Here is a 22,305-nt window from a genome sequence, read left to right on the forward strand (position 1 = left end):
GCACTGCCCGGCAGCGTCCTGAATACGTCCAGAACAAATGCCGCGTGAATATAATGAGCGCCGCCTATTCCCCTGCAGATAAAACCGGATGATCCGGTGTCGCCGCGGAGCGTCCGCCCGACGGCGGCCCACCCTCTGGCTGGACCGCTTCAAAGCGCGTTTGGTCGAAACGGTGTAGTGGTATCTTTCACCATCGAAGCACCTCGAACCGAGGCCCCTGGAGTGAGCGAAACTACAACATCAACGGTGCCGCCGGAGAGCAATGACGGGCCGGACGCAGCCCATCGCTCGAGTTCGCTGGATTTTCCGGTGGTCGGGATCGGTGCGTCCGCAGGGGGCGTGCAGGCGCTGCTGCGCTTCTTCGAGAACGCGCCGGCCGACATGGGCATGGCGTTCGTCGTGGTGCTGCATCTGTCGGCGAAGCATGTCAGCAGCGCGGACAAGGTCCTGCAGCACGTGACCCGCATGCGCGTGTCGCAGGTCAGTGGGCCAACGCCGATAGAAGCGAACCACGTCTACGTCATCGCGCCGGGCAAGAGCCTGACGATGACGGATGGTTATCTAAACGCGCGCAACGCCGAGCCCATGGCGGGCCGGCCGGTCACCATCGACCGGTTCTTCAGGAGCCTGGCCGAGGCGCATGGCCAGCACGCGATGTGCATCGTGATGTCCGGGACGGGCAGCGATGGCGCAGTCGGTATTGCCAGCGTGAAGGAGCGCGGCGGCGTGACGCTGGCGCAGGAGCCGAACGACGCCGAATACGCCGAGATGCCGCAGAACGCGATCCTGACTGACCAGGTCGACCTGGTCATGCCCGTGGTGGAGATGCCGCAACGGCTGCTGGATATATGGAATAACGCCAAGCGCATCGCGCTGCCCGAACTGGAACCTGCTTCGCTTGTGACGAACGAGCGGGCCGACCGCCACAGCGAAGCTGAACTCGCATTGCAAGCCATTCTGTCGACCTTGCGCGTCCGCACCGGTCACGATTTCCGTTTCTACAAGCGAGCGACTATGTTGCGCCGGATCGAGCGGCGCCTGCAGGTCAACGGCGTACCGGACCTCATTGCTTACCGCGACCTGCTGCGGGATAACCCGCGCGAAACTGGCGCTTTGCTCAAAGACATGCTGATCGGCGTGACCAGTTTTTTCCGCGACAGAGAAGCGTTCGAGTCACTCGAACGCGACGTGCTGCCGGCGCTGTTCCACGGCAAGACCGAGGGCGATCAGGTGCGCGCGTGGGTCGCGGGGTGTTCATCGGGCGAAGAAGCGTATTCGCTTGCCATGCTGTTGTGCGAGCAGCGCGAAGCCTTGCGTTCCACCGTCAACATCCAGGTGTTCGCCACCGACATAGACGAAAGCGCCGTCGCACGGGCACGGGCCGGACTGTACCCCGAGTCGATCATGACTGATGTCCGCCCCGCCATGTTGCGGCAATTTTTCGTCAAGACCGACTCGCGCTACGAGGTGGTGAAAAGCGTGCGCGAAAAGATCCTGTTCGCCATGCACAACGTGCTGCGCGATCCGCCATTTTCTCGGCTCGACCTGGTCTCCTGCCGCAATCTCCTGATCTATCTGGATCGCGGCGTGCAGAACCAGGTGCTGGAGATGTTCCACTACGCGTTGTACCCCAACGGGTATCTGTTCCTGGGCAGTTCGGAATCAGCGGACTCGGTCGAAGACCTGTTCAGCGTGGTCGACAAGAAGAACCGCGTGTATCGGGCGAAGTCGGCGAAGCTGCCGAACCGCCCGTCGCTGAGCTCACCGTCGTTGCTGATGCAAGGGCGTTATACGCATGACGACGAGGCGGGGTCCGCGTTGGTTCCGGGGCGCCGCAATTTCTCGTTCAGCGCGTTACACCAGCGTGTGCTCGAGCAATATGCGCCGCCCAGCGTGATCGTCAATCGCGACTCGAAGATCGTGCATATGTCGGACAACGCGGGACGTTTCCTGCGTTATGTCGGCGGCGAGCCTTCCAGCAACATGATCGCCGTCGTGCTGCCCGAGTTGCGGCTCGACCTGCGTACGGCCTTGTTCCAGGCAGCGCAGACAGGCAATAGCGTGGAGGCGCGGCGAGTGAAGCTGCAGCGCGACGGTCACCCGTCCTACGTGAACATGACCGTGCGCCCCTTCCACGACGCCGCCGCCGACGCCGACTTTCTCCTCGTCTTGTTCGACGAGGTCCAGGAAGCGATGACGGAAACCAAGGTGGTCGCGGAGCATCCGGCGGGCAATGACACCGTGATGCAGCAACTCGAACAAGAGCTGCATTCGAGCAAGGAACAACTGCAGACTACGATCGAGCAATATGAAACGTCGACGGAAGAGTTGAAGGCGTCGAATGAAGAATTGCAGGCGATCAACGAAGAGTTGAGATCGGCGACGGAAGAACTCGAAACCAGCAAGGAAGAGCTGCAATCGGTCAACGAGGAACTCATCACGGTCAACGCGGAGCTGCAGGCGAAGATAGAGGAGACCGGCAAGGCCAATGACGACTTGCAGAACCTGATCACGTCTACCGACATTGCGACCATTTTTGTCGACCGCGCGATGTGCATCAAACGCTATACGCCGAGCGCGGCGACGGTGTTCAACGTGATAGGCGCGGATGTCGGGCGCTCGCTGTTCGACATCACGCACCGGCTGGTCTATCCGGAACTCGCCGACGACGTAAGCGCGACGTTCCAGTCGCTGCGCCTGACCGAGCGCGAAGTCGCCACCACCGACGGCCGCTGGTTTTTCGCTCGCGTGCTGCCTTACCGGACGGCGGACGATCGTATCGACGGCGCGGTGCTGAGCCTCGTCGAAACCACGGCGCGCCGTCGCGCGGAGGCGAGTGTGCGTGCAGGCGAAGAACGTCTGAGACTCGCGGCGCAGACGACCAACGACTTCGCGATCATCGTGCAGGACCCCGAAGGCTGCATCGTCAGCTGGAATGCCGGGGCCGAACGCGTGTTCGGTTATAGCGAAGACGAAGCTGTCGGGCAGAACATCGACGTGATCTTTATGGCGGAGGATCGGGAACAGCACATGGCGGCGCACGAACGCGAGGCCGCGCAACATGACGGCCGCGCCGACGACGATCGCTGGCATGTCGCGAAGGGCGGCCGCAAGGTGTATTGCAGCGGCGTGGTGACACCGCTGTCCGATCCGAAATTCACGGGCTTCGTGAAGATCGTGCGGGACCTGACGGATCGCAAGACGCAGGAAGATGCGCGTCAGTCGCAACTCGCTGAGGAGCGCGCGGTGCGGGCGCAAGCGGAGGCGGCGAACCGGCTCAAGGACGACTTCCTCGCCGTGCTCTCGCATGAGTTGAAGCACCCGCTCAACCTGATTCATGTGAAGGCGGAGATGTTGCCGCGGATACCCGAGGCACGTGGCGTACCCGCTATTCAGCTCGCGGCGGACGCTATTCAGCGGGCCGTGCTCGCGCAGGCAAAGATTATCGACGACCTGCTGGATCTGTCGCGCGTGCGCACCGGCAAGCTGGCGTTGAACCTTGCGATGGGCGACGTCGCGCACATGCTGAGGACCATTGCCGACGCGATCGAGGCGGACGCGGCATCGAGAGGCATCGTGCTGTCGTTCGAAGGGCTGGAGGAACCGATATGGACCAAGGTCGATCCCGTACGCTTCGATCAGATCGTGTGGAACCTGCTGAGCAACGCGCTGAAGTTTACGCCGCGGGGCGGTTCGGTTTCGGTTCTCCTCACGCACGACGAGGACGAGTTGCGTATCGATGTAACGGATACCGGGATGGGGATCGAAGCGCCGCTATTGCCGCATATCTTCGAGATGTTCTCCCAGGGAAGCGAAGCGCGTCGGAAGACGGGCGGTGGCATGGGCATCGGCCTGGCGCTCGTCAAGCAACTCGTGGAGATGCATGCGGGACGCGTGCTTGCGCACTCGGACGGTCCAGGGCACGGCACTCGGATGAGCGTCTGGCTGCCGCTGGTCGACGGCCGGCCGGCGGGGGAGCAGACGCAAGAAGAGCGTACCGGGTCGCTTGCCGGCGTGCGTTTGCTCGTTGTCGACGACGACTCCGAGACCGCGAGTGCATTTGCGGCCTTGCTGCAGCTCGAAGGCGCGCTGGCCGCCACCGCGCACAACGGCAAGGAAGCACTCGCGCTGCTCGAACGCAACCACGTGGACCTGCTGGTCTGCGACATCAGCATGCCGGGCATGGACGGCTATGAACTCATCGCTCAGGTGCGTGCAAATCCCCGGCTGGGCCTGTTGCCTGCTATCGCGTTGACAGGCTACACCGCAGGCGCCGACGATCAACGCGCACGCGCGTCGGGCTTCGACCTGACGCTCACCAAGCCGGTGTCGCTCGACACGCTGATTGCCGCCGCCGAGCAGGTGTTCTTCTGGCGCGGGGCACATGGCGGCGGCACGCATGAACATGGCTGAAGGTACAAACGCGTTGTTGCCCGATGTCTTCTGACTGAGCGCTTTCAGCCAGCGGCTCCAGCGAGCAGCGTGCGGCAATGACGTGCGATCTGCCGTTCTTCCTGCGTCTCGATCACCTCGAATTGAACATCGAGAAATTCGAGTCCTTCGCAGATGCGTTCACGCACAGTCTGCGCATGCTCGCCGATACCCCCGGTGAACACGACCCTGTCGAGACCGCCCATCAACGCGGCATAGGCGCCGATCGTCTTGCGTACCGCGGTGCAGAAGATATCGATGGCGAGCTCCGCATCTGCGTCGTTGCGTTGCAGAAGCGTCTGCATGTCGTCGTTCGAATCGGAGAGGCCCTTGAGACCGCTTTCGTGATTGATCAGATGTTCGAGCGCATCGGCATCCAGGGAACCGGTCCGCATGAGATACACGGACACGCCGGGGTCGAGGTCGCCGGTGCGGGTTGCCATCGGAATGCCGCCAGTGGGTGTGAGCCCCATGGTCGTATCGATGGAGCGGCCATCGCGGATCGCGCAAAGGCTGGCGCCGCTGCCAAGATGCGCGACCACGAGGCGCGGGGGAAGATCGCTGCCGAGCGTTGAGACGATGGACTCGTACGAGAGGCCATGGAAACCGTATCGAACGAGACCTTCGTCAGCGTAGTGTTTCGGCAGCGCGAGGTGAGTGGCCCGCGTGGGCATGGTCTGGTGGAACGCGGTGTCGAGGCAGGCGTAATGCGGCACGTCGCTAAAGATTTGCTGTGCCTGATCGAGCAGTTCAAGTGCCTGAGGCAGATGCAACGGTGCGAATGGCACCGCATCGCGTAAGGTCTGCTTGACCTCGGTTGTGATGAGCGTGTGTGCAGTCAGATGCGGACCGCCATGCACCACACGATGACCCACCGCGGCCAGAGGCTGGTCGAGATGCTCGTGCAGCGTGTCCGCCACGCGCCGCAACGCGTCGTGTTGCGACTCCATCACGTGGCTTTGCTTCACATCGATAACACCATCCGACGAGCGCATGGTGAGCGAGCCATCGTCGCGGCCGATGCCCTTCGCGCTGCCGGTCAGCCACGCGGTTTCGTCGCCGCTGTCCGGCACATACACGCCGAATTTAAGCGACGACGAGCCGCTGTTCAGCACCAGGATACCCAGTGTCATGGTCTCAGCCTTTCCATGCCCAGTTGCGGATTTCATCGCGGTCGATGCCTTCCGCATGCGCGTAAGCGATGCTGTCGTTGATCTGGTCCTTGAGCCAGTTCTTCGTATGCGCGCCGGTATCGCGAAGCCGCGGGACACGATCGATCACGTCGATACACAGCGAAAACCGGTCGACCTGATTGATGATCGCGAGCTCGAACGGCGTATTGATGTTGCCGCGTTCGCGATAGCCATGCACGTGCATGTTCTCGTGATTCGTGCGGTTGTACGTGAGCTTGTGAACCAGCGACGGATACGAGTGGAAGTTGAAGATGACCGGTTTCTCACGCGAGAAAATGGAGTCGAAATCGCGGCTGGATAACCCGTGCGGATGATCGGTGTCGGGCATCAGGCGGAACAGGTCCACCACGTTCACAAAGCGGATCTTGAGATCGGGGAAACGTTCCTTCAGGATCTCGACCGCGGCGAGCGATTCCATTGTCGCTATATCGCCGGCGCAAGCCATGACTACGTCCGGTTCGCTGTTCTGGTCCGTCGATGCCCAGTCCCAGATGCCGATACCCTTGGCGCAGTGCGCAAGCGCATGCTCCATGTCGAGGTACTGCAAGTGCGGCTGCTTGTCCGCGACGATCACGTTGATGTAGTCGCGCGAGCGCAGGCAATGATCCATTACGCTCAGCAGGCAGTTGGCATCGGGCGGCAAATAAATGCGCACGACTTCGGGACTCTTGTTCGTGACGACATCGAGGAAACCCGGGTCTTGGTGCGTGAAACCGTTGTGATCCTGACGCCATACCAGCGAGGTAATCAGCAGGTTCACCGAAGGCACCGGAGCACGCCAGTCGAGTTCCTTCTTCGCTTTCTCCAGCCACTTGGCGTGCTGGTTGAACATGGAATCGATCACATGCACGAACGCTTCATAGGTCGCGAGCAGCCCGTGCCGGCCCGTGAGCACGTACCCTTCGAACCAGCCTTCCAGCGTGTGTTCGCTGAGCATTTCCATCACGCGGCCATCAGGCGATAACGCGCCGCCGTCGCTGTCTTCCGGCTTGATCTCGGCAATCCAGCGTTTGCCCGATGCGTCATACACGCCATCGAGTTTGTTGCTGGCGGTTTCATCGGGACCGAACAGCTTGAAGGTGCTCATGTTGCGTTTGATGACGTCGCGCAGCCAGCTCGCAAGCACCGCGGTGGGTGACTGATACGTGCTGGCGGGATCGTTGACATCGAACGCGTAGTCGCGAATGTCGGGCAGATCCAGCGAGTGCCTGAGCCGGCCGCCATTCGCATGCGGATTGGCGCTGATGCGGCGGTCGCCCTTCGGCGCGATCTCTCTGAGTTCTTCAATCAGCGTGCCGTTCTCGTCGAAGAGTTCTTCGGGCTTGTAGCTGCGCATCCACGCTTCCACGACCTTCAGGCTCTTCGCGCTGGTCACCGGATCGAGCACCGGGACCTGATGCGCGCGCCAGAAATCTTCGACCTTGTGACCGTCGACCTCCTTCGGGCCGGTCCAGCCCTTGGGCGAACGCAACACGATCATCGGCCAGCGCGGACGTGTGGTGTCGCCGGTAGAACGCGCATGAGCCTGAATTGCACGAATCTCGCCGATACAAGTCTCCAGCGTCTCTGCCATCAGTTGATGCATGACGGCGGGATCATGGCCCGACACGAAGTGAGGCTTATAACCGTAGCCCGTCATCAATGCTTCGAGTTCTTTTTCGGGAATGCGCGCGAGGATGGTCGGGTTCGCGATCTTGTAGCCGTTCAGATGCAGGATGGGCAGCACGGCACCGTCCACCACCGGGTTCAGGAACTTGTTCGAATGCCATGAGGTGGCGAGCGGGCCGGTCTCGGCTTCGCCGTCGCCGACCATCACAGCCACGATCAGGTCGGGGTTGTCGAACGCCGCGCCGAATCCATGCGAGAGGCTGTAGCCGAGCTCGCCGCCTTCGTGTATCGATCCCGGCGTTTCGGGGGTGCAATGCGAACCAATGCCGCCCGGCGATGAAAACGATCGGAACAAGCGCAGCATGCCGGTTTCGTCGGCGCTGCGATCCGGATAGACCTCGGAGTAATAACCTTCCAGGTACGAGTTCGATAAGGTTGCAGGTGCGCCATGCCCCGGGCCGGAGATGAACATGACGTTCAGGTCGTCCCGCATGATCAGGCGGTTCAGGTGCACCCACGTGAACGACTGGCCGGGGTCCGATCCCCAATGTCCCAGCAAGCGGCGCTTGATGTGTTCCGTTTTCAGCGGTTCGCGCAGGAGGGGATTGGCGCGTAGATAGATCATGCCGACCGACAGGTAATTGCAAGCGCGCCAGTAAGCATCGATCTTGCGCAATTCGTCGGGGGAAAGGCGAGGGGAGCTGGAAGTTGCCTGTGTGTCCATGTCGTGTCCGTTGTATCCGTTGGGTGGAAGGGCGGTGTCACTCGATGCGGGTCACTGTCACTTGTGGTGAGGCATGCGTCCATTGTGCCGCGTGTGGCGGAATCACGGTCAGCTTCGACCATGACATGGATCAAAGGCAATGCTATGACTTGCCGCCGACGGTACGAAGCTGCAGCGCGGTGTTCCAGTCGATCGCACTATGCGATGCAATTACCCTCACGCCGCGATCCGGTCGAACGATGCCGACCCGCCGCGCACGGATTCGAGAATGAGCGCTGCGAGCTGCTGCACTGGCGGCGTCGAGGTGACCGATGCGCGCACCAGCGAAAGCGGCACCGACGGCAGCGCGGGCAAGCCGATGTCGCGGCCGTCGAACGCGCTCACCGAGGCGGGCAAGCCATAGCGGGTGCGCACGGTAAGGCCCAATCCGGCAGCGGCGGCAGCCCACAAACCGGAGAGACTCGGGCTCGTAAAAGCCACCCGCCAAGGGATATTTGCGCGGTCGAGCGCCTCGGTTGCTGTGCTGAAAAACAGGCAGGCCCGGTCGAACGCCACCAGCGGCACCGGCTCTGCCCTATCAGGATTCCACGGCAGGGTCGATGAACCGATCCAGCACATGGCAGGCCTGGCGATTTGCTCACGGCGGACCCCGTTTCGAAGCTCCGGCGCCGAAGCGACGGAATCGTCCCAGACCAGGGCGAGGTCGAGGTCGTTCGTATCGATGCGGCCGAGCAGTTCCGTATTGCGCGCCACCCGCGCCTCGATCCGCACCTTCGGATGCGCGCGCGAGAAACGGCCCAGTATGTCGGGCAGCATCACTTCGCCAAAATCTTCCTGTAGCCCGAGCCGGATCCAGCCTTCGAGGTCGGGGCCGCGCATGGCCACGGCGGCTTCGTCGTTGAGATCGACCAGCCGGCGCGCGAACCGGAGCATGGTTTCGCCAGCTTCGGTCAGCGCCAGGTTGCGCCCGGCTTTCTTGAACAGCGGCGCGCCCGATTGCTCCTCCAGCTTCTTGATCTGTGCGCTCACGGCCGACGTCGAGCGCCCGACGCGGTCCGCCGCTTTCGCGAAGCTTCCCAGCTCCATGCCGACCACGAAGGTCCGCAATGACGCGACATCGAAATTGGTTTGCGACATGGTTGATCGTCCTGTTTTATAGAATTGTTGTTTCGATATTACTTGATATTCAGGACAATCATAAAGCGCGACACTGGCTCCGTCAAAGGCATTCAAGAGAGAAAAAGCATGGAAACTCAATGCGCAGTCCCCTTGCCGGCAACGGTGCGCCGCGAACTGGGCGCTTCCCATCGATGGAAAGTGCTGGGCGTCGGCGTGGCCGCGAACGTCAGCTTTTCGGCCGCTGCCGCAGGCATTCCCACGACCGCCGTGTGGCTGCGGGCGGACTATCACCTCGGCAACGCAGCACTCGGGCTGGCGCTTGGCGCAATGGGGCTGGGCGTCGCGCTGTCGGAATTGCCGTGGGGCGTCGCGACCGACCGCTGGGGTGACCGGCCAATCTTGCTGACGGGATTGGCCACCACCGCTGCCGCGCTGTTCGCGATGATGCTGTTCGTCGTGCCGTCGCACGCGGCTGTCCCCGGCTTGTTGTGGCTGGTGATGTCGATGTGCCTGGTCGGGCTGGTTGGCGGAAGCGTGAACGGATCGAGCGGACGCGCGGTCATGCGCTGGTTTCAGGAAGGCGAGCGCGGTCTGGCGATGAGCATCCGTCAGACTGCCGTGCCGCTGGGCGGCGGCCTGGGTGCGTTAATCCTGCCCTGGCTTGTGTCCACGGGCGGGTTTCGCCCGGTCTATGGGGTCCTGGCGGCCATGTGCGCGGTGTCGGGTCTGCTCGCGTGGCAATGGTTGCACGAGCCGCCGGAGGCGCCCGTTGCGGCTCATCCAGGTCCGCGTGTTCCGCCCGCGCCCGCAGTCGGTCCGCTGCGTGACCGGATGATCTGGCGCGTCGTGCTGGGCATCGCCATCTTGGCCATTCCGCAGTTCGCGGTGCTGAGCTTCGCCACGGTGTTCCTGCATGACTTCGGGCATGTCGGCATAACAGGCATTACCGCCACGATGGTCGCAGTGCAGCTCGGCGCGATGGTCATGCGCGTGGGGAGCGGGCGGTTCACCGACAAGCGTGGCAACCGGCGTGCTTATCTGCGAGGGTCGACGCTGGTTGCGGTCGCTTCATTCGCGGTGCTGGCAACTGCGGTGGGCTCGGGTCATCGGTTACCAGAAGCGTGGCTCATTTCTGTCGTCGTCTTTGCCGGGATCTGCGTGTCCGCGTGGCATGGCGTGGCCTATACCGAACTCGCGACGATGGCCGGCAAGGAGCGCGCGGGTACGGCGCTCGGGATGGCGAATACGGCCGTGTATTTCGGCTTTTTCCTGACGCCGCTGTGCATTCCGCATCTGCTCGCGATCGGGTCTTGGGGCGTCGTCTGGCTCGTTGCTGCGGGTTGCGCGCTGTTTGCTTATCCGCTGTTTCCGAAGCCGGTGGCGCGGGTTGTGTGATCAGGGGGAGGGCGGTTTATCGTGTCCTTCCACCTTCGTTGGTTCCCATAGCCGACGATACGGATCGAACCATTCGCTGGCATCTTTCAACGCCGCGGCGGCGAGCCGGCAAGGACGCCGTTGCGCGTCGCGGTCGCGCACGATCAGTCCGGCATGCTCGAGCACCCTGAGGTGCTTGGACACGGCAGGGAGCGTCATGTTGAACGGCTCGGCAAGTTCCGACACCGATGCCTCGCCTCGGGCAAGCCGCGCCAGGATGGCGCGCCGGGTCGGATCGGCGAGCGCTGCGAAAGTCGAGTTGAGGAGGTCGGAAGTCACGAGGGTACCTGGCGGTTCGTTGGTTCCGTTAGTGCGTTAGTTAGTGCGCTAACCACTAGGTATGGTCGAAACAGACAACCGTGATGTCAAGGTACGGAAGGGGAGGAAAGCCGTACGCGTCTGAGGTGCGTGGGGTATTCGTCTACAAGTTAAAGCCTATATTTTACAAATACAATTTGTACCCTGTATTTGTGAAACACAAATTAAGGGCAGTAGATTGACGCGCTACGGTGTGCGCATGGATGATCCCGGGCAAGGTCCTGAAGAAACCGTGGGCAAAAGTCCGGTGGCATGCGGCCCGGCTCGATCCAAAAAGATCGCGCTCAAGCAGAGAAAACGGCTTGCCGCTACTATCCCGAAGATGAAAAACCTGCCAGCCCGCGCGTCTCGGACGCTTTCAAACCCTCTCTACGATTTCGTCGAACGGCATCCGCGGCTGTTCGTTTTGTCTGGTGCGGGAATTAGTACGGAATCCGGAATACCTTGCTACCGTGACACCGAAGGGCAACGGACCGGCCGTGCCCCCATCCTGCTGAAAGACTTCATGGGTTCAGCGTTCGCGCGCAAACGATATTGGGCACGCAGCATGATCGGCTGGCCGCTGGTTGCCGGCGCTGCGCCGAATGCTGCGCATGTCGCGGTGGCACGACTCGAGCGCCTGGGCATTTTCGAGCGGCTCGTCACGCAGAACGTCGATGGACTGCATACGAGCGCGGGCAATACGGACGTGATCGAATTACACGGCAATATCGGCCGCGTGCGCTGCATGGAGTGCGGTAACGAGACAACCCGCGCGGCTCTTCAGCAAACGCTGATAGCCGATAACCCGAGCTTTGTCGGCCTGGCCGCGCTGCCGGTGGCGGACGGTGACGCGCAACTCGAGGGTTACGACTTCAACGCTTTCCACGCGCCGTCCTGTACACGTTGTGGTGGCCTGCTCAAGCCGGACGTGGTGTTCTTCGGCGAAGGTGTGCCGCGGACCCGCGTGGACGCGGCGGCGGCCGCGCTCGACCAGGCCGATGCAATGCTCGTGCTCGGTTCGTCGCTGATGGTGTATTCGGGTTTTCGCTTTTGCGAGTGGGCCGCACGCGCCGGCAAGCCGATCGCGGCGGTCAATCTCGGGCGGACGCGGGCCGACGCGCTGTTGCAATTGAAAGTAGAAGCGCCGTGCGGGCCGACGCTCGATGGGCTCGCGAACGAACTGGAGCTGGAACGAAAGGCTTAGCTGTCGAGTTCCTGCTCGCGTCTCACCCGGGCTTCCTCTTCAAGCCGGATATCCTCGATCTCCTGCATCACACTTTCAAGATCCACCGGCGTGGTGTCGACTTCGACGTGACCCGTGAGTTTTGTATCGACGGTAAGCAGACCCGCTTCATACAGCGCCCACATTTCCTTGCCGTAGCTCGCCTTCAGCAACTCGGGCGCGAACTGGCCGAAGTAGGTCGCGAGATTATCGACGTCACGTTGCAGCATGGACGCCGCTTCGTTATTGCCGGCAGCATCGACCGCCTGCGGCAAGTCGATGATGACCGGACCGTCGGCGGCCAGCAGGATGTTGTACTCGGACAGGTCGCCGTGAATCATGCCGGCGCACAACATGCGCACGACCTGACTCAGGAGCAGTTCATGCAGCTCGAGCGCGCGCGCGTGGCTCATGTCCACGTCGTTCAGACGCGGCGCGACATCGCCTGCTGCATCCACCACCAGTTCCATCAGCAACACGCCATCCGTGCAGATGTACGGTTGCGGCACACGCACGCCGGCGTTGGCGAGCCGGAACAGCGCATCGACTTCGGCGTTCTGCCACGCTTCTTCCTGCATCTGGCGGCCGTAGCGCGTACCTTTTTCCATCGCGCGCGCTTGCCGGCTGTTTTTCACCGTGCGGCCTTCGCGGTATGAAGCCGCTTGCCGGAAGCTGCGCTGCTTCGCGTCTTTATAGACCTTCGCGCAGCGCGTGGAATCGCCGCTGCGCACGACGTAGACGGTCGCTTCCTTGCCGCTCATCAACTGGCCGATCACTTCGTCGATCAGGCCTTCTTCCAGCAGCGGCAGCAGTCTTTTGGGAGTTTTCATACGGCCACCGCATAGGAGATGACTTCGCGGAAGCCGCAAAGGGGGTGGCAAGCGTGGAGACAGGAAATTGGAATCATGGCGGATTATAAAGGCAACGCGGATTTGCCCGGGCAGAAGCGCTTGTACGCTCAAGCGACCGTCGCGATCTGCCTGCTGAAGAAGGCGGCTTTGCGCCGGGCGCCGATGCGCGCTACCTCGTGCACTTATATGCCGGATGCGTTGGCCTTAACCACGTCATCGTTTCGAACGCAGCGTGTGCGAGATTAGAGCGGCACTGCGTAAATGATGGGCTTCAGGCAGCGGGTTTTTCACGACGGGGCTAATGATCGCCACATCGTTCGGATAGGGATAGAAAAGAGAATTTTCAACGTATTTCCGTGCGAATTTCTATTGATTCGTGCGAGCTGATCATCCTGGATCGCACCCAGGCGATCCCGTCGTCACCCCCGTCGTCACCCCTTTTGCAGCATTGGAAATCCGGGCCAATGACCGCGTCTGGGCGGATCAAAAAAATGCTTCGATTTTGATACACGTCTCTAAAGACGGAGGGCAGTATTTGTCTAATCAATCCCTTATTACGTTAGATCGTTGTGACAATTCAACCCTTTCAGAGTCTTTAATTAGGATTTATTAGTTAGACAATATTCCGAATTACCGATTAATAATCAGACGTTACAACGTGTTACGTCTTTTTTACTGTCTCAAAACGTTTCGTCTGTGTAACATTCATTCCGGCAAGTAGGGCAGAACTATGTTCTTTTAGTTGCGGCGTTTTGGCGTTGCATGTAAGCGACCCTGCAAGTCCTTCCTCCTGATTCAATCGTTGCCGAGTTCCTCCAGGGCGCTTGGGGGAGAAGGTTTGCCCGGTTCAAGTCCATCGCTACGATCAGGCAGCCACTCAAAAATGAAATCACACCCCTTACTCAGTTACTCAATTTATTCAGTTGTGCTAGCGTTGGCGGCCTGCGGCGGCGGTGGATCCGGCGATCCCGCCAGCTCAGGTTCCACCGCAGCAACCAGCGGTGGCGGCGCGGGCACGACCGCGAGCGCGTCCAGCACAGCGTCCGGCTCTGCGGCAACCGGCTCTACCAGTGGGTCTGGTGCTACTACAACGTCGGGGACGACAGCAAGCACAACGACAGGCACCACGGGTTCGACAGCAGTGGCGAGCCCCGCGGCAGTCGTTTCACCCTCCACGGTGGCGACCGCCGCATTACGCATGGCGTGCGCTTCCCCGGTCACGGCCACGAGTTCATCGGCGAGCGGCGTCATCACGGTCGATACCCCAAGCGCCGACGGCACCCGTATGTTCGCCTCGGGCAGCACGTTCCCGCTTGCGATTACCGCCAGCCCTTCGAGCGCCGATACGCTCGCGTGGGCCGTCAACGACAGCCTCGGCAATACGGTTGCCAGCGGCAGTTTCCCCACGCCAGCCGGGGCGAGCACGACAACCCTCAGTTGTACATCGACGGTGGCGGGTTACTTCGCGGTATCGGCGACGCTTGCCAAGGCCGGCGGCAGTGTACAGACAGCCGGCACGCGCCCGACTGGCTTTGCGACCTTCGGTGTCCTGCCCAACGTGACGGCAAGCGTGCCCACACCGACCTATGCACATCAGGAGCAGCATCGTTTCGGCATGCAGGGTTTCAACGGCTGGACCGCGATGCTCAACGCGCTTGGCATCAGCTCGACCATCGACGACCGTGAGCTGTCCACGACGGAGCCAAACGGTCCGAACACCTGGACAGCGACGGCAACGACCACCGACACGGGTTATTCGTCCGGCCAGATCATGCGGCTGGTGCGGCTCGACGGCATTCCCGGATGGGACAGCCCGACAGGCGCGACCACCGACAGTGCCTATCTGCCGACGGATCAGGCGGGTTACCAGACGTACATGAGCCAGGTCGGTGCAGAAACTGAAGCGATGCGCCAGAAATACATGCCCGCGATGGCGAACAATTATTACCAGGTGACCTGGGAGCCGGACCAGACCTGGCTGGATACAAACGCGAATTTCGTTCAGCTCTACAAGCTGGTGCATGCAGGCTTGCACGCGACTGATCCGAACGCGGTTGTCATGGGTCCCACGGGCGCGTTTCCGTCGCTGACCACGGCGCGCCTCAAGACAATGGCATCGCTCGGTCTGGCCCAGTATGTTGACGGCATCGCGACGCATGGTTACTACGATGCGGGCACGTCGCCGTCGCATCCGCCGGAGCGTCTCGCGACCGATCCGAGTGCCGCGAACGCCGCGAACGCGCTGATGAACGAGATGCGCAACCTGCGCCAGGAAATGCAGGCGGATTATAAGTCGGGCATGAAGCTGTTCGTGACGGAAACGGGTATCAGCTATGACCTTGGCACGTCGTACGGTCCCAACTATCCAACGTCGAATGTCCTGTTCGCGCAGGGCGCGGTGGTGGCACGGACGCACATCATCCTGCTGGGCGAAGGGGCCGACCAAACCTATGTGTTCTACGGCGCCGACTATCCGGGCGAGCCGGGTTACGGCACCTTCTTCGATCTGAGCGATGCGCAAGGCGCCTTCGGCGCGACCAACGTGAGCCCGAAGCCCTCGGCGCTGGCGGTAGCGGCAATGACGCGCGTGCTCGACGGTACGACCACGCTCGGCCCCGTGAACGGCACGCCCTCGGGTGTCTATGCCTACGGATTCCAGCAACGCGGCACGGGTATTCCGATCACAGCGCTATGGACCCACAACAACGCTGTGTGGAGCGCGAGCGCCGGCTTCAGCCAGACCTATAGCGTCAGCTACAACCTCACGGTCGACGCTGCGGGAACGAGCGGCACGGTGCAAGTGCTGGACTGGATGGGCAACGCTTCGACGGTGGCCTACAGCAACGGCGTCGTGACGCTGAACCTGACCGAGATGCCGATGTACGTGGTCTCGAAGAATGCGAGCGTCGCGCAATCGAACTCGACAGTGCCGCTGGGGTATCTCGGTACCTGAAGTTTCGTTATGCCCTGAATGAAAAAACGCGGCAGCGAGGTCAACTCGCTGCCGCGTTTTTCATGGGTGCTCCCGCTTCAGCTTCCGAGTGCCGGGTCCGACATGCTGCTCTTGCCTGTCTCCACGTGTCCTGCGAGACGCCGCTTGAACGTGCTGTCCGAGTCTATGGTGATGCTCAGGTCGTACCAGCCATACGACGCGCGCAAGTCGAGATAAAGGTTTTCTGTGTCGCCGCCTCGCACCTGGCGCGTAATGACCGTGCCGGGCGTGTAAGCGTTCGACACGCTGAACGTGCAGCGCGACGTGCCCAGGTTCTTCAACCGCACTTGCAGGTTGCCGTTGGCGACGTCGTAACCCTCGACCACTTCCGGCAGTGCCTGCTTGTCGCTCCACCAGTGCTGCTGGACCGCCGTACCGGTAAAGCGGCGCAGGAAGCCGTTCGGACCGTACACGATGAAGTCGTACGTATTGGTCGCGCTCAGCGGGAATTGATCGTGCAGGCGCTTGCCGGCTTCGACCGTATAGCAGCTCGGCGCGGTCGTGCTATTGGCCGTGTACACGAGGAAGGTCGCGCCGGCATCGCCTGTGTTGATGAAGTCGAAGGTGACCCCGTTGCCCGAATTCGTGTGCGCGTGAACGAAGAATTCGTAAGGCAGCGCACGGGCGGGGCGCACGCCGGGTTCCTGTTTCGGCAGGGCCTGGGTCGTGGGTGGCACCGGCACATAGTCGGGATGACGAACCTTTTGCACGGGGGCGTAACCGCTCGTATCCGGCAAGGCGGGAACGGTGGCATTCGGGTTCTTGAAATTGAACGCGGAGGTCAGGTCGCCGCAGATCGCCCGGCGCCACGGCGTGATGTTCGACTCGGTAACGTTTGGCCCCGAGCCGAAACGCGTTTCGATAAATTGAATCACCGAGGTGTGGTCGAACAGTTCCGAGCACACATAACCGCCTTTCGACCAGGGCGAGACGACCAGCATCGGCACGCGGGTTCCGAGACCGTACGGGCCTGCCTGATAGCTGCTGCTGCCCGGGAAGATTTCATTGATGGTGCTGACTGTCGATTTCCCGTTAGCGGCAGACGACGGCGGGAACGGCGGCACGACGTGATCGAAGAAACCGTCGTTTTCGTCGTAGTTGATCAGCAGTACCGTCTTGCTCCATACCGCCGGATTCGACGTGAGGATCTGCAGCACCTGATCGACGTACCACGCGCCGTAGTTAGCCGGCCAGTTCGGGTGTTCGGAGAACGCTTCGGGCGCGACGATCCACGAGACCTGCGGCAGCGCGTTGTTTTGCACGTCGCGTTTGAGGATATCGAAATAACCGTCGCCGGCCGCGGCGTTCGTGCCGGTACGCGCCTTGTCATACAGCGGATTGCCGGGTTGCGCATTGCGATACTGATTCAGATACAGCAGCGCGTTGTCGCCATAGTTGCCGATGTACGCGTCGTTGGTCCAGCCCCATGAGCCTTGTGCGTTGAGCCCGGTGCCGACGTCCTGATAGATCTTCCACGAGATGCCCGCGCTTTCGAGCACTTCCGGGTACGACGACCAGCTATAGCCAACCTCGGCGTTATCGATCACCGGGCCGCCGCCGTTGCCGTCGTTGCCCACCCAGCCGGTCCACATGTAATAGCGGTTCGGGTCCGTCGATGAGTTGATCGAGCAGTGGTAAGCGTCGCAAATGGTGAAGGCGTCGGCGAGCTGGTAGTGGAACGGAATGTCCTGGCGCGTGAGATACGCCATCGTCGTCGTGCCTTTGTAGGGCACCCACTGGTCGTAACGGCCCTGGTCGTATGCACCCTTGCCCGAGGTCCAGTCGTGCGGCAGATCCTGGATGAACTGGTTGCCGAGATCGGACGCGCCCGGGTGGAACGGCAGCAGTTCGCCGAGTCCGCCGGCGAGCGGCTGGTTGAAGACCGGCTGGCCGTTCGGAAGCTGCACGGCGCGGGTATCGCCAAAACCGCGTACGCCCTGGAGCGTGCCGAAGTAATGATCGAAGGAGCGGTTTTCCTGCATCAGCACGACGATGTGCTCGACGTCCTTGATACTGCCGTGCTGGTTGTTCGCGGGTATCGCGAGTGCGTTGCGGATGCCAGCCGGCACGATGCCCAGTGCGGTGGCGGAACCGGCGGCCTGTGCGGCAGCCCTGAGAAAGTCACGTCGGCTTTTTAAGGTCATGGGTCTTTGTCGGTCGTGGGGGGAAGGCTTGATCGGGCTCGCCGGCCGCTTTCGGGTCATTCAGCCGCGTGTATGACAGGCGACAACAGGGGATCGGAAGCGGCGGCGGGCGGGGTTTCTTGCGTGAGACTGGACGTCGATGTTGCCCGCTGGGTTTGCTGCAAGGCCCAGCGTTGGATGTCCGATGATCCCGGTAAAGCGGACGCATCGGTTTGCTGCATGGAAGAGGGCGATGAAGAAGCTGTGGAGGCGATGGACTGCGAAGACGTGGATGCCGCGGGCTGGTCGTGGTCACCGCACGCGGCTAGCATCGTGCACGCGAGCACCGCGCCGCACATCCAGTCGATACTGATTAGTCTGCTGAGCACAGCGTCCTCTGGACGGATTGCGAGTCGACGCCACGCGCATAGGGATGGTGTCGGGAAAGGGCAACCCAGAGGATAGAAATTACACGTGTAGGATTTATTAAATAAGGCAAATAACTTCGCGGACGTAATGAACAAGTAATAAGTAAGCGAAATGAATCTATAGATAACGACACCGGTCATTCGGCAATCAGGGACGACATCCTGCCTCGCCGCGCTTGCCCATAGACGTTGCGTTGTCTACTGTTTGTCGAACACCGTGACTTCGCAGAAACCGGTGAATATGAAAAATTCGTTAAAGCTTGCGATTTACATGCCGTAAAGGAGAAGGTTATGGCGGCTGATTGACTGCCATCAGATGTCCCGCAACGGCGACTCCTGCGTGCTCGATCAAGGAACGCCGGCCGGACCATAAAAACATTGTTGCGGTCCGGTCGCGTCAGATCGTGCTTTCAGCGCGTTCCTCGTCAGCTGGACGGCACAGGGAGAACACGATGTTCACCGATACGGCGCAGCGGGTCTTGCAACTGGGCGACTATGCCGGGCGCCTTGCCGCCGCACGTGACCGGAGCTACGGGCTCGCGCGCGACGTCGAGAAGTCGCAGGCCGCACTGAATGTGGTGGCGCAGGATCCCGCAAGCGATGCTGCCCTCTGCCAGTACGCGGCCGATGCCCTGGAATCGTTGTGCGAGAACCTGGTGCGGCTGTGTGCGCTAACCGACCAGGCGTCGGCGAATGCAGGAGCGCTTGCAGCCTTGCCCCTGAAATTTTTCTCCGATAACGACGGCGCTGCCGCTGAACTCGACGCCGCGGTGCTGTCGCTCGCCGACGCAACCTTGACCGCCGAATCCCAGCTTGCCGAGCTCGCCCAAGTCGTGGCAGAGGCGTGCGGTGCCGTCGACGAAATGCGGCGGCCTGCTCAAATCGGGTAAACCCCAAATCAGGTTTTTTGACACGGTAATATCCGGGTATACGCGAGACGGAAACACGCTTCGCGTGCGTCTCCCTGCATTGCGCTCGTCCGGCGATCCCGGTTCGAACGCTTTGTCTGACGCACAAAACAGGAGGGTTCGCCGCGAGGCGGACTCGTCGTATCGGGACCGGCCACAAGCCGCTGCCGACACTTGCCTCGGGTATTACACATGTCCATTGCAACATCCCTATGCTCTCGCGCGCGAGGTTTTCGCCATGCGCGTTTCAACCGGTCTGCGACCCGTCGCGCCGTCTCCCCTTCGTCTCGTCTACTGACCCGTCTGCTCGGTTCCGATCCGGGCCTTCTGCGTTTTCACACCGCGCTTCGCAGTGCGATTGCCTGCTTGCTGACAGGTGTGGTGACGATCGGCTGGACGGTTCAGGCACATCGTCCGCCGACGCTGGCCGCGTTCGCGTTGCTGTTCGCGATGGTCGCGCCGCTGTTCCTCCGTGATGCCACGCCGCGTGGCTGGTTCCGGTCGCTTGCGGTTATCTATGGCACCGGGGGGGTGTGTTTCATCGCGGCGAGCGCGCTTGCCGCGTGGCCGCTCGCCGCCGACGCTGCGTTCCTTGCCGTGTTGTTCGCGGCGATGCTGGTCCAGGCATGCGGGCCGCGCGCGCTCGGCGGCGCGATGACGGGAGTCGTTGCGTTCTACCTTGGGCTCTATCTGCATCCGACGCTCGCGCATGGGTTCACGATGCTTGGTTTATCGATGGTCGCACTTGTGATTGTGGCGTTCACCGGCCGCGTACTCGTGCCGACGCGACCCGACGCTACGTTGCGACGCGCACTGACTGCCGTGATGCAGCGTGCCGCGACGGTGCTCGCCGATCGTCGTGCCGATGAGCCCGAGGCCATGCGTCATTTGTCGCTGTTGAACGAAGCTGCGCTGGCTGTTGAAGAGCAGCTTGGGTTGCTCGATTTCCCGGGCGCGCAGCGAGTGCGCGCGTGCCTGATCGATGTCGAGGTCGTGGCGGGCCAGCATGCTGTTGATTCCAGCCGGCTTGATCGAAGCGATGTCCGTTTGCGGATCGCGCTAAGGCGCCTGTCGCGTGCGGGCCGTGACGCGGTGGCTTCGACCGCACGCGCAGCGAAGACGGGCGTGAAACGACCAGCCGGCGCTGCGCTCGCATGGCGCGATGCCCTCGCATGGCTGCCTGCTTGCCGGGCGACGACGGCTGCGCTGATCGCCATGCTGATCGGCCATTCCGTGTCGCCGGAGCGCTGGTTCTGGGCGGTCATCACCACGTTCGTGGTGTTCCTCGGCACGCGGTCTCGGGGCGACACGATCCGCAAGACCGGCGAGCGCGTGCTTGGAACGCTCGCCGGCGTGGCAGTCAGCGCGGCGCTCATGGGAGCGCTTCATGGCATGCCGTGGCTGCTTGTTGCCGCAATGGCCGCGTGCGTGTTTGGCTGGGCGTACTTCATCCTGACGTCGTATGGACAGGGCGTGTTTTTCATCACCGTGCTGGTCGGGCTGGTCTATGGCGAATTGGGCTTTGCCATCGGGCCGTTGATTGAAATGCGCCTGGAGGAAGTGTTTGTGGGCTGCGTGGTGTCGATTGCGGTGGCTGTGTCGATGATGCCGCTGCGCACATCTCGTCACGTCGATACCAAAGTAACCGGCGTGCTCGATGCCCTCGATGAAGTCTTGCGCGTCTGCAATACGAGCGTTGAAGCCATGCATCCGCTCACGGCCATCCGCGCGCTCGACCGGCGCTGGCATGAGTTGCGGATTGCGTTGCGGCCGTTGCAGACGCAGCGCGTGTTCGCGTGGAATACGCAGGTGGAGCTCGCCGTCGGGCCTTTGTTTGCCTGCGTGCAGGCGGCGCGTGAATTGGCACGGGAGACTGCGCGCGGCGCGGCAGCCGATGAAGCTCGCGCGCGCCTGACCGGGGCGCTGGCGATGTTCGCGGCACGGTCCGGGCGCAACACTACGGAACCGGACGCGGCAGTCGCGGGCGGACTTGCTGCTGCTCGTTAGCGCTTAGGGTGCGCAATCAAGCCACCGCCGCTGCTATGCGCTGCCTCATCGATTCATCCGGATAACTACCGAATCCGGCGCGCACGTTGTCCTGCATATATTCAGGCCGTCCGGTGCCTGGAATCACGCACGTCACCGCCGGATGCGCAAGCACGAACTTGAGCAGCAGTTGCGCCCAGGTCGTGCAGCCGATCTCCTTGCTCCACGCGGGCACGGGCTGTCCCTTGAGTTTGCCAAGCAAACCGCCACCGCCGAACGGCTGGTTCACGACCACGCCAATCCCGCGTTCCCTCGCAAGCGGCAGCAAGCGTTGCTCGGCCGCGCGGTCATCGGCGGCGTAGTTGATCTGCACGAAATCGAGTGTCTCCGAGCGCATCACGGCTTCCACCTCGGCGAATGCGCCCGACGTGTAATGCGTTATGCCGAGATAGCGAATCCGGCCCTGTGCTTTCCATTCACGCAAGGTGGCGAGCTGCGTGCGCCAGTCGAGCAGATTGTGAATCTGCATCAGGTCGATGCGGGGTTGTTGAAAACGCCGCATCGATTCTTCCATTTGTGCGATGCCCGCGTCGCGGCCTTCAGTCCATACCTTGGTCGCGACAAACGCGCGGCCGTGGCCGCCGATGCGCGTCAGCACCGCTCCCGCGACCGCTTCCGACGATCCGTACATCGGCGATGAATCGATTACCGAGCCGCCGTTGTCGAACAGGATGCGCAGGACCTCGGCGAGCGCGGCTTGCGCTTGGGGGCTGTCACCAACGTCGAAGGTGCGCCAGGTGCCGCAGCCGACAACCGGCAGCGGTTCGCCCGTGGACGGAATAGGGCGTGTGTTCATGTGCGGCAGCGGTGCGACGGTAGAGGGCGTTTGTGCGAAGCCTGCCGGCAGGCTCAAAGGCAACAACGTGCCGCTGGCGGCAAGGAGCAGGAGGCGTCGACGACGGGCGTCGGCGGAAGTGGGGCGCATG

General features: G+C 62.0%; 15 protein-coding genes. 7 read left to right on the forward strand and 8 right to left on the reverse strand.

Going from position 1 to position 22,305, the window contains the following annotated elements:
* The first annotated feature begins 246 nt into the window (after nucleotides 1-246).
* A complete protein-coding gene (locus EOS_RS07775) occupies nucleotides 247-4,413 on the forward strand; it encodes a CheR family methyltransferase (protein ID WP_047846035.1) in 4,167 nt (1,388 codons plus the stop codon).
* A 44-nt stretch (nucleotides 4,414-4,457) separates the two neighbouring features.
* Here EOS_RS07775 and EOS_RS07780 read toward each other — a convergent pair whose 3' ends face one another.
* The 3 genes from EOS_RS07780 to EOS_RS07790 form a co-directional block, all read right to left on the reverse strand.
* Nucleotides 4,458-5,564, reverse strand: a complete 1,107-nt coding sequence (locus EOS_RS07780) for an acetate/propionate family kinase (protein WP_082163260.1) — start codon at nucleotides 5,562-5,564, stop codon at nucleotides 4,458-4,460.
* 4 nt (nucleotides 5,565-5,568) lie between these two features.
* Entirely contained in the window at nucleotides 5,569-7,956 is a 2,388-nt protein-coding gene (locus EOS_RS07785) for a phosphoketolase family protein (RefSeq protein WP_047846036.1), read from the reverse strand.
* Between the two features lie 216 nt (nucleotides 7,957-8,172).
* Entirely contained in the window at nucleotides 8,173-9,093 is a 921-nt protein-coding gene (locus EOS_RS07790; RefSeq protein WP_047846037.1) for a LysR substrate-binding domain-containing protein, read from the reverse strand.
* A gap of 108 nt (nucleotides 9,094-9,201) precedes the next feature.
* On the opposite strand from EOS_RS07790, the gene EOS_RS07795 reads away from it, so the two are divergent.
* Entirely contained in the window at nucleotides 9,202-10,470 is a 1,269-nt protein-coding gene (locus EOS_RS07795; RefSeq protein WP_047846038.1) for an MFS transporter, read from the forward strand.
* Here EOS_RS07795 and EOS_RS07800 read toward each other — a convergent pair whose 3' ends face one another.
* Nucleotides 10,471-10,788, reverse strand: coding sequence for an ArsR/SmtB family transcription factor (locus EOS_RS07800; protein WP_047846039.1), 318 nt, complete (start codon nucleotides 10,786-10,788; stop codon nucleotides 10,471-10,473).
* Between the two features lie 361 nt (nucleotides 10,789-11,149).
* Here EOS_RS07800 and EOS_RS07805 point away from each other — a divergent pair, with 361 nt between their 5' ends.
* Entirely contained in the window at nucleotides 11,150-12,013 is an 864-nt protein-coding gene (locus EOS_RS07805) for an NAD-dependent protein deacetylase (RefSeq protein ID WP_047846165.1), read from the forward strand.
* Here the strand turns inward: EOS_RS07805 and EOS_RS07810 are convergent.
* Together EOS_RS07810 and EOS_RS47950 are read right to left on the reverse strand one after the other, a co-directional pair.
* Nucleotides 12,010-12,861: a PA4780 family RIO1-like protein kinase gene (locus EOS_RS07810; protein WP_047846040.1), complete on the reverse strand. Its 852-nt coding sequence runs from the start codon at nucleotides 12,859-12,861 to the stop codon at nucleotides 12,010-12,012. The two genes, EOS_RS07805 and EOS_RS07810, sit on opposite strands and share 4 nt — an antisense overlap.
* A gap of 936 nt (nucleotides 12,862-13,797) precedes the next feature.
* The gene (locus tag EOS_RS47950) at nucleotides 13,798-14,163 is read right to left on the reverse strand and encodes a hypothetical protein (RefSeq protein ID WP_152693092.1); all 366 of its coding nucleotides are present in this window, start codon (nucleotides 14,161-14,163) and stop codon (nucleotides 13,798-13,800) included.
* A gap of 4 nt (nucleotides 14,164-14,167) precedes the next feature.
* Here EOS_RS47950 and EOS_RS07820 point away from each other — a divergent pair, with 4 nt between their 5' ends.
* Nucleotides 14,168-15,835: a hypothetical protein gene (locus EOS_RS07820; RefSeq protein WP_087881901.1), complete on the forward strand. Its 1,668-nt coding sequence runs from the start codon at nucleotides 14,168-14,170 to the stop codon at nucleotides 15,833-15,835.
* Between the two features lie 77 nt (nucleotides 15,836-15,912).
* On the opposite strand, the gene EOS_RS07825 is transcribed toward EOS_RS07820, so the two are convergent.
* Nucleotides 15,913-18,018, reverse strand: a complete 2,106-nt coding sequence (locus EOS_RS07825; RefSeq protein ID WP_047846043.1) for a phosphocholine-specific phospholipase C — start codon at nucleotides 18,016-18,018, stop codon at nucleotides 15,913-15,915.
* 177 nt (nucleotides 18,019-18,195) lie between these two features.
* On the opposite strand from EOS_RS07825, the gene EOS_RS46130 reads away from it, so the two are divergent.
* The 3 genes from EOS_RS46130 (at nucleotide 18,196) to EOS_RS07835 (ending at nucleotide 21,340) form a co-directional block, all read left to right on the forward strand.
* On the forward strand, nucleotides 18,196-18,462 hold the full coding sequence (locus tag EOS_RS46130; RefSeq protein WP_152693093.1) for a hypothetical protein: 267 nt from the start codon (nucleotides 18,196-18,198) through the stop codon (nucleotides 18,460-18,462).
* Nucleotides 18,463-18,877: 415 nt separating this feature from the next.
* Nucleotides 18,878-19,315 carry a hypothetical protein gene (locus EOS_RS07830; RefSeq protein ID WP_047846044.1) on the forward strand — a complete coding sequence of 146 codons (438 nt, stop codon included), beginning with the start codon at nucleotides 18,878-18,880 and terminating at the stop codon, nucleotides 19,313-19,315.
* A gap of 210 nt (nucleotides 19,316-19,525) precedes the next feature.
* Entirely contained in the window at nucleotides 19,526-21,340 is a 1,815-nt protein-coding gene (locus EOS_RS07835; protein WP_082163261.1) for an FUSC family protein, read from the forward strand.
* 16 nt (nucleotides 21,341-21,356) lie between these two features.
* Here the strand turns inward: EOS_RS07835 and EOS_RS07840 are convergent, their stop codons facing one another.
* Nucleotides 21,357-22,304: an aldo/keto reductase gene (locus EOS_RS07840; RefSeq protein ID WP_047846045.1), complete on the reverse strand. Its 948-nt coding sequence runs from the start codon at nucleotides 22,302-22,304 to the stop codon at nucleotides 21,357-21,359.
* Nucleotide 22,305 lies beyond the last annotated feature (1 nt).

The organism is Caballeronia mineralivorans PML1(12) (assembly GCF_001028175.1).
GTDB classification, from domain to species: Bacteria; Pseudomonadota; Gammaproteobacteria; order Burkholderiales; family Burkholderiaceae; genus Caballeronia; species Caballeronia mineralivorans.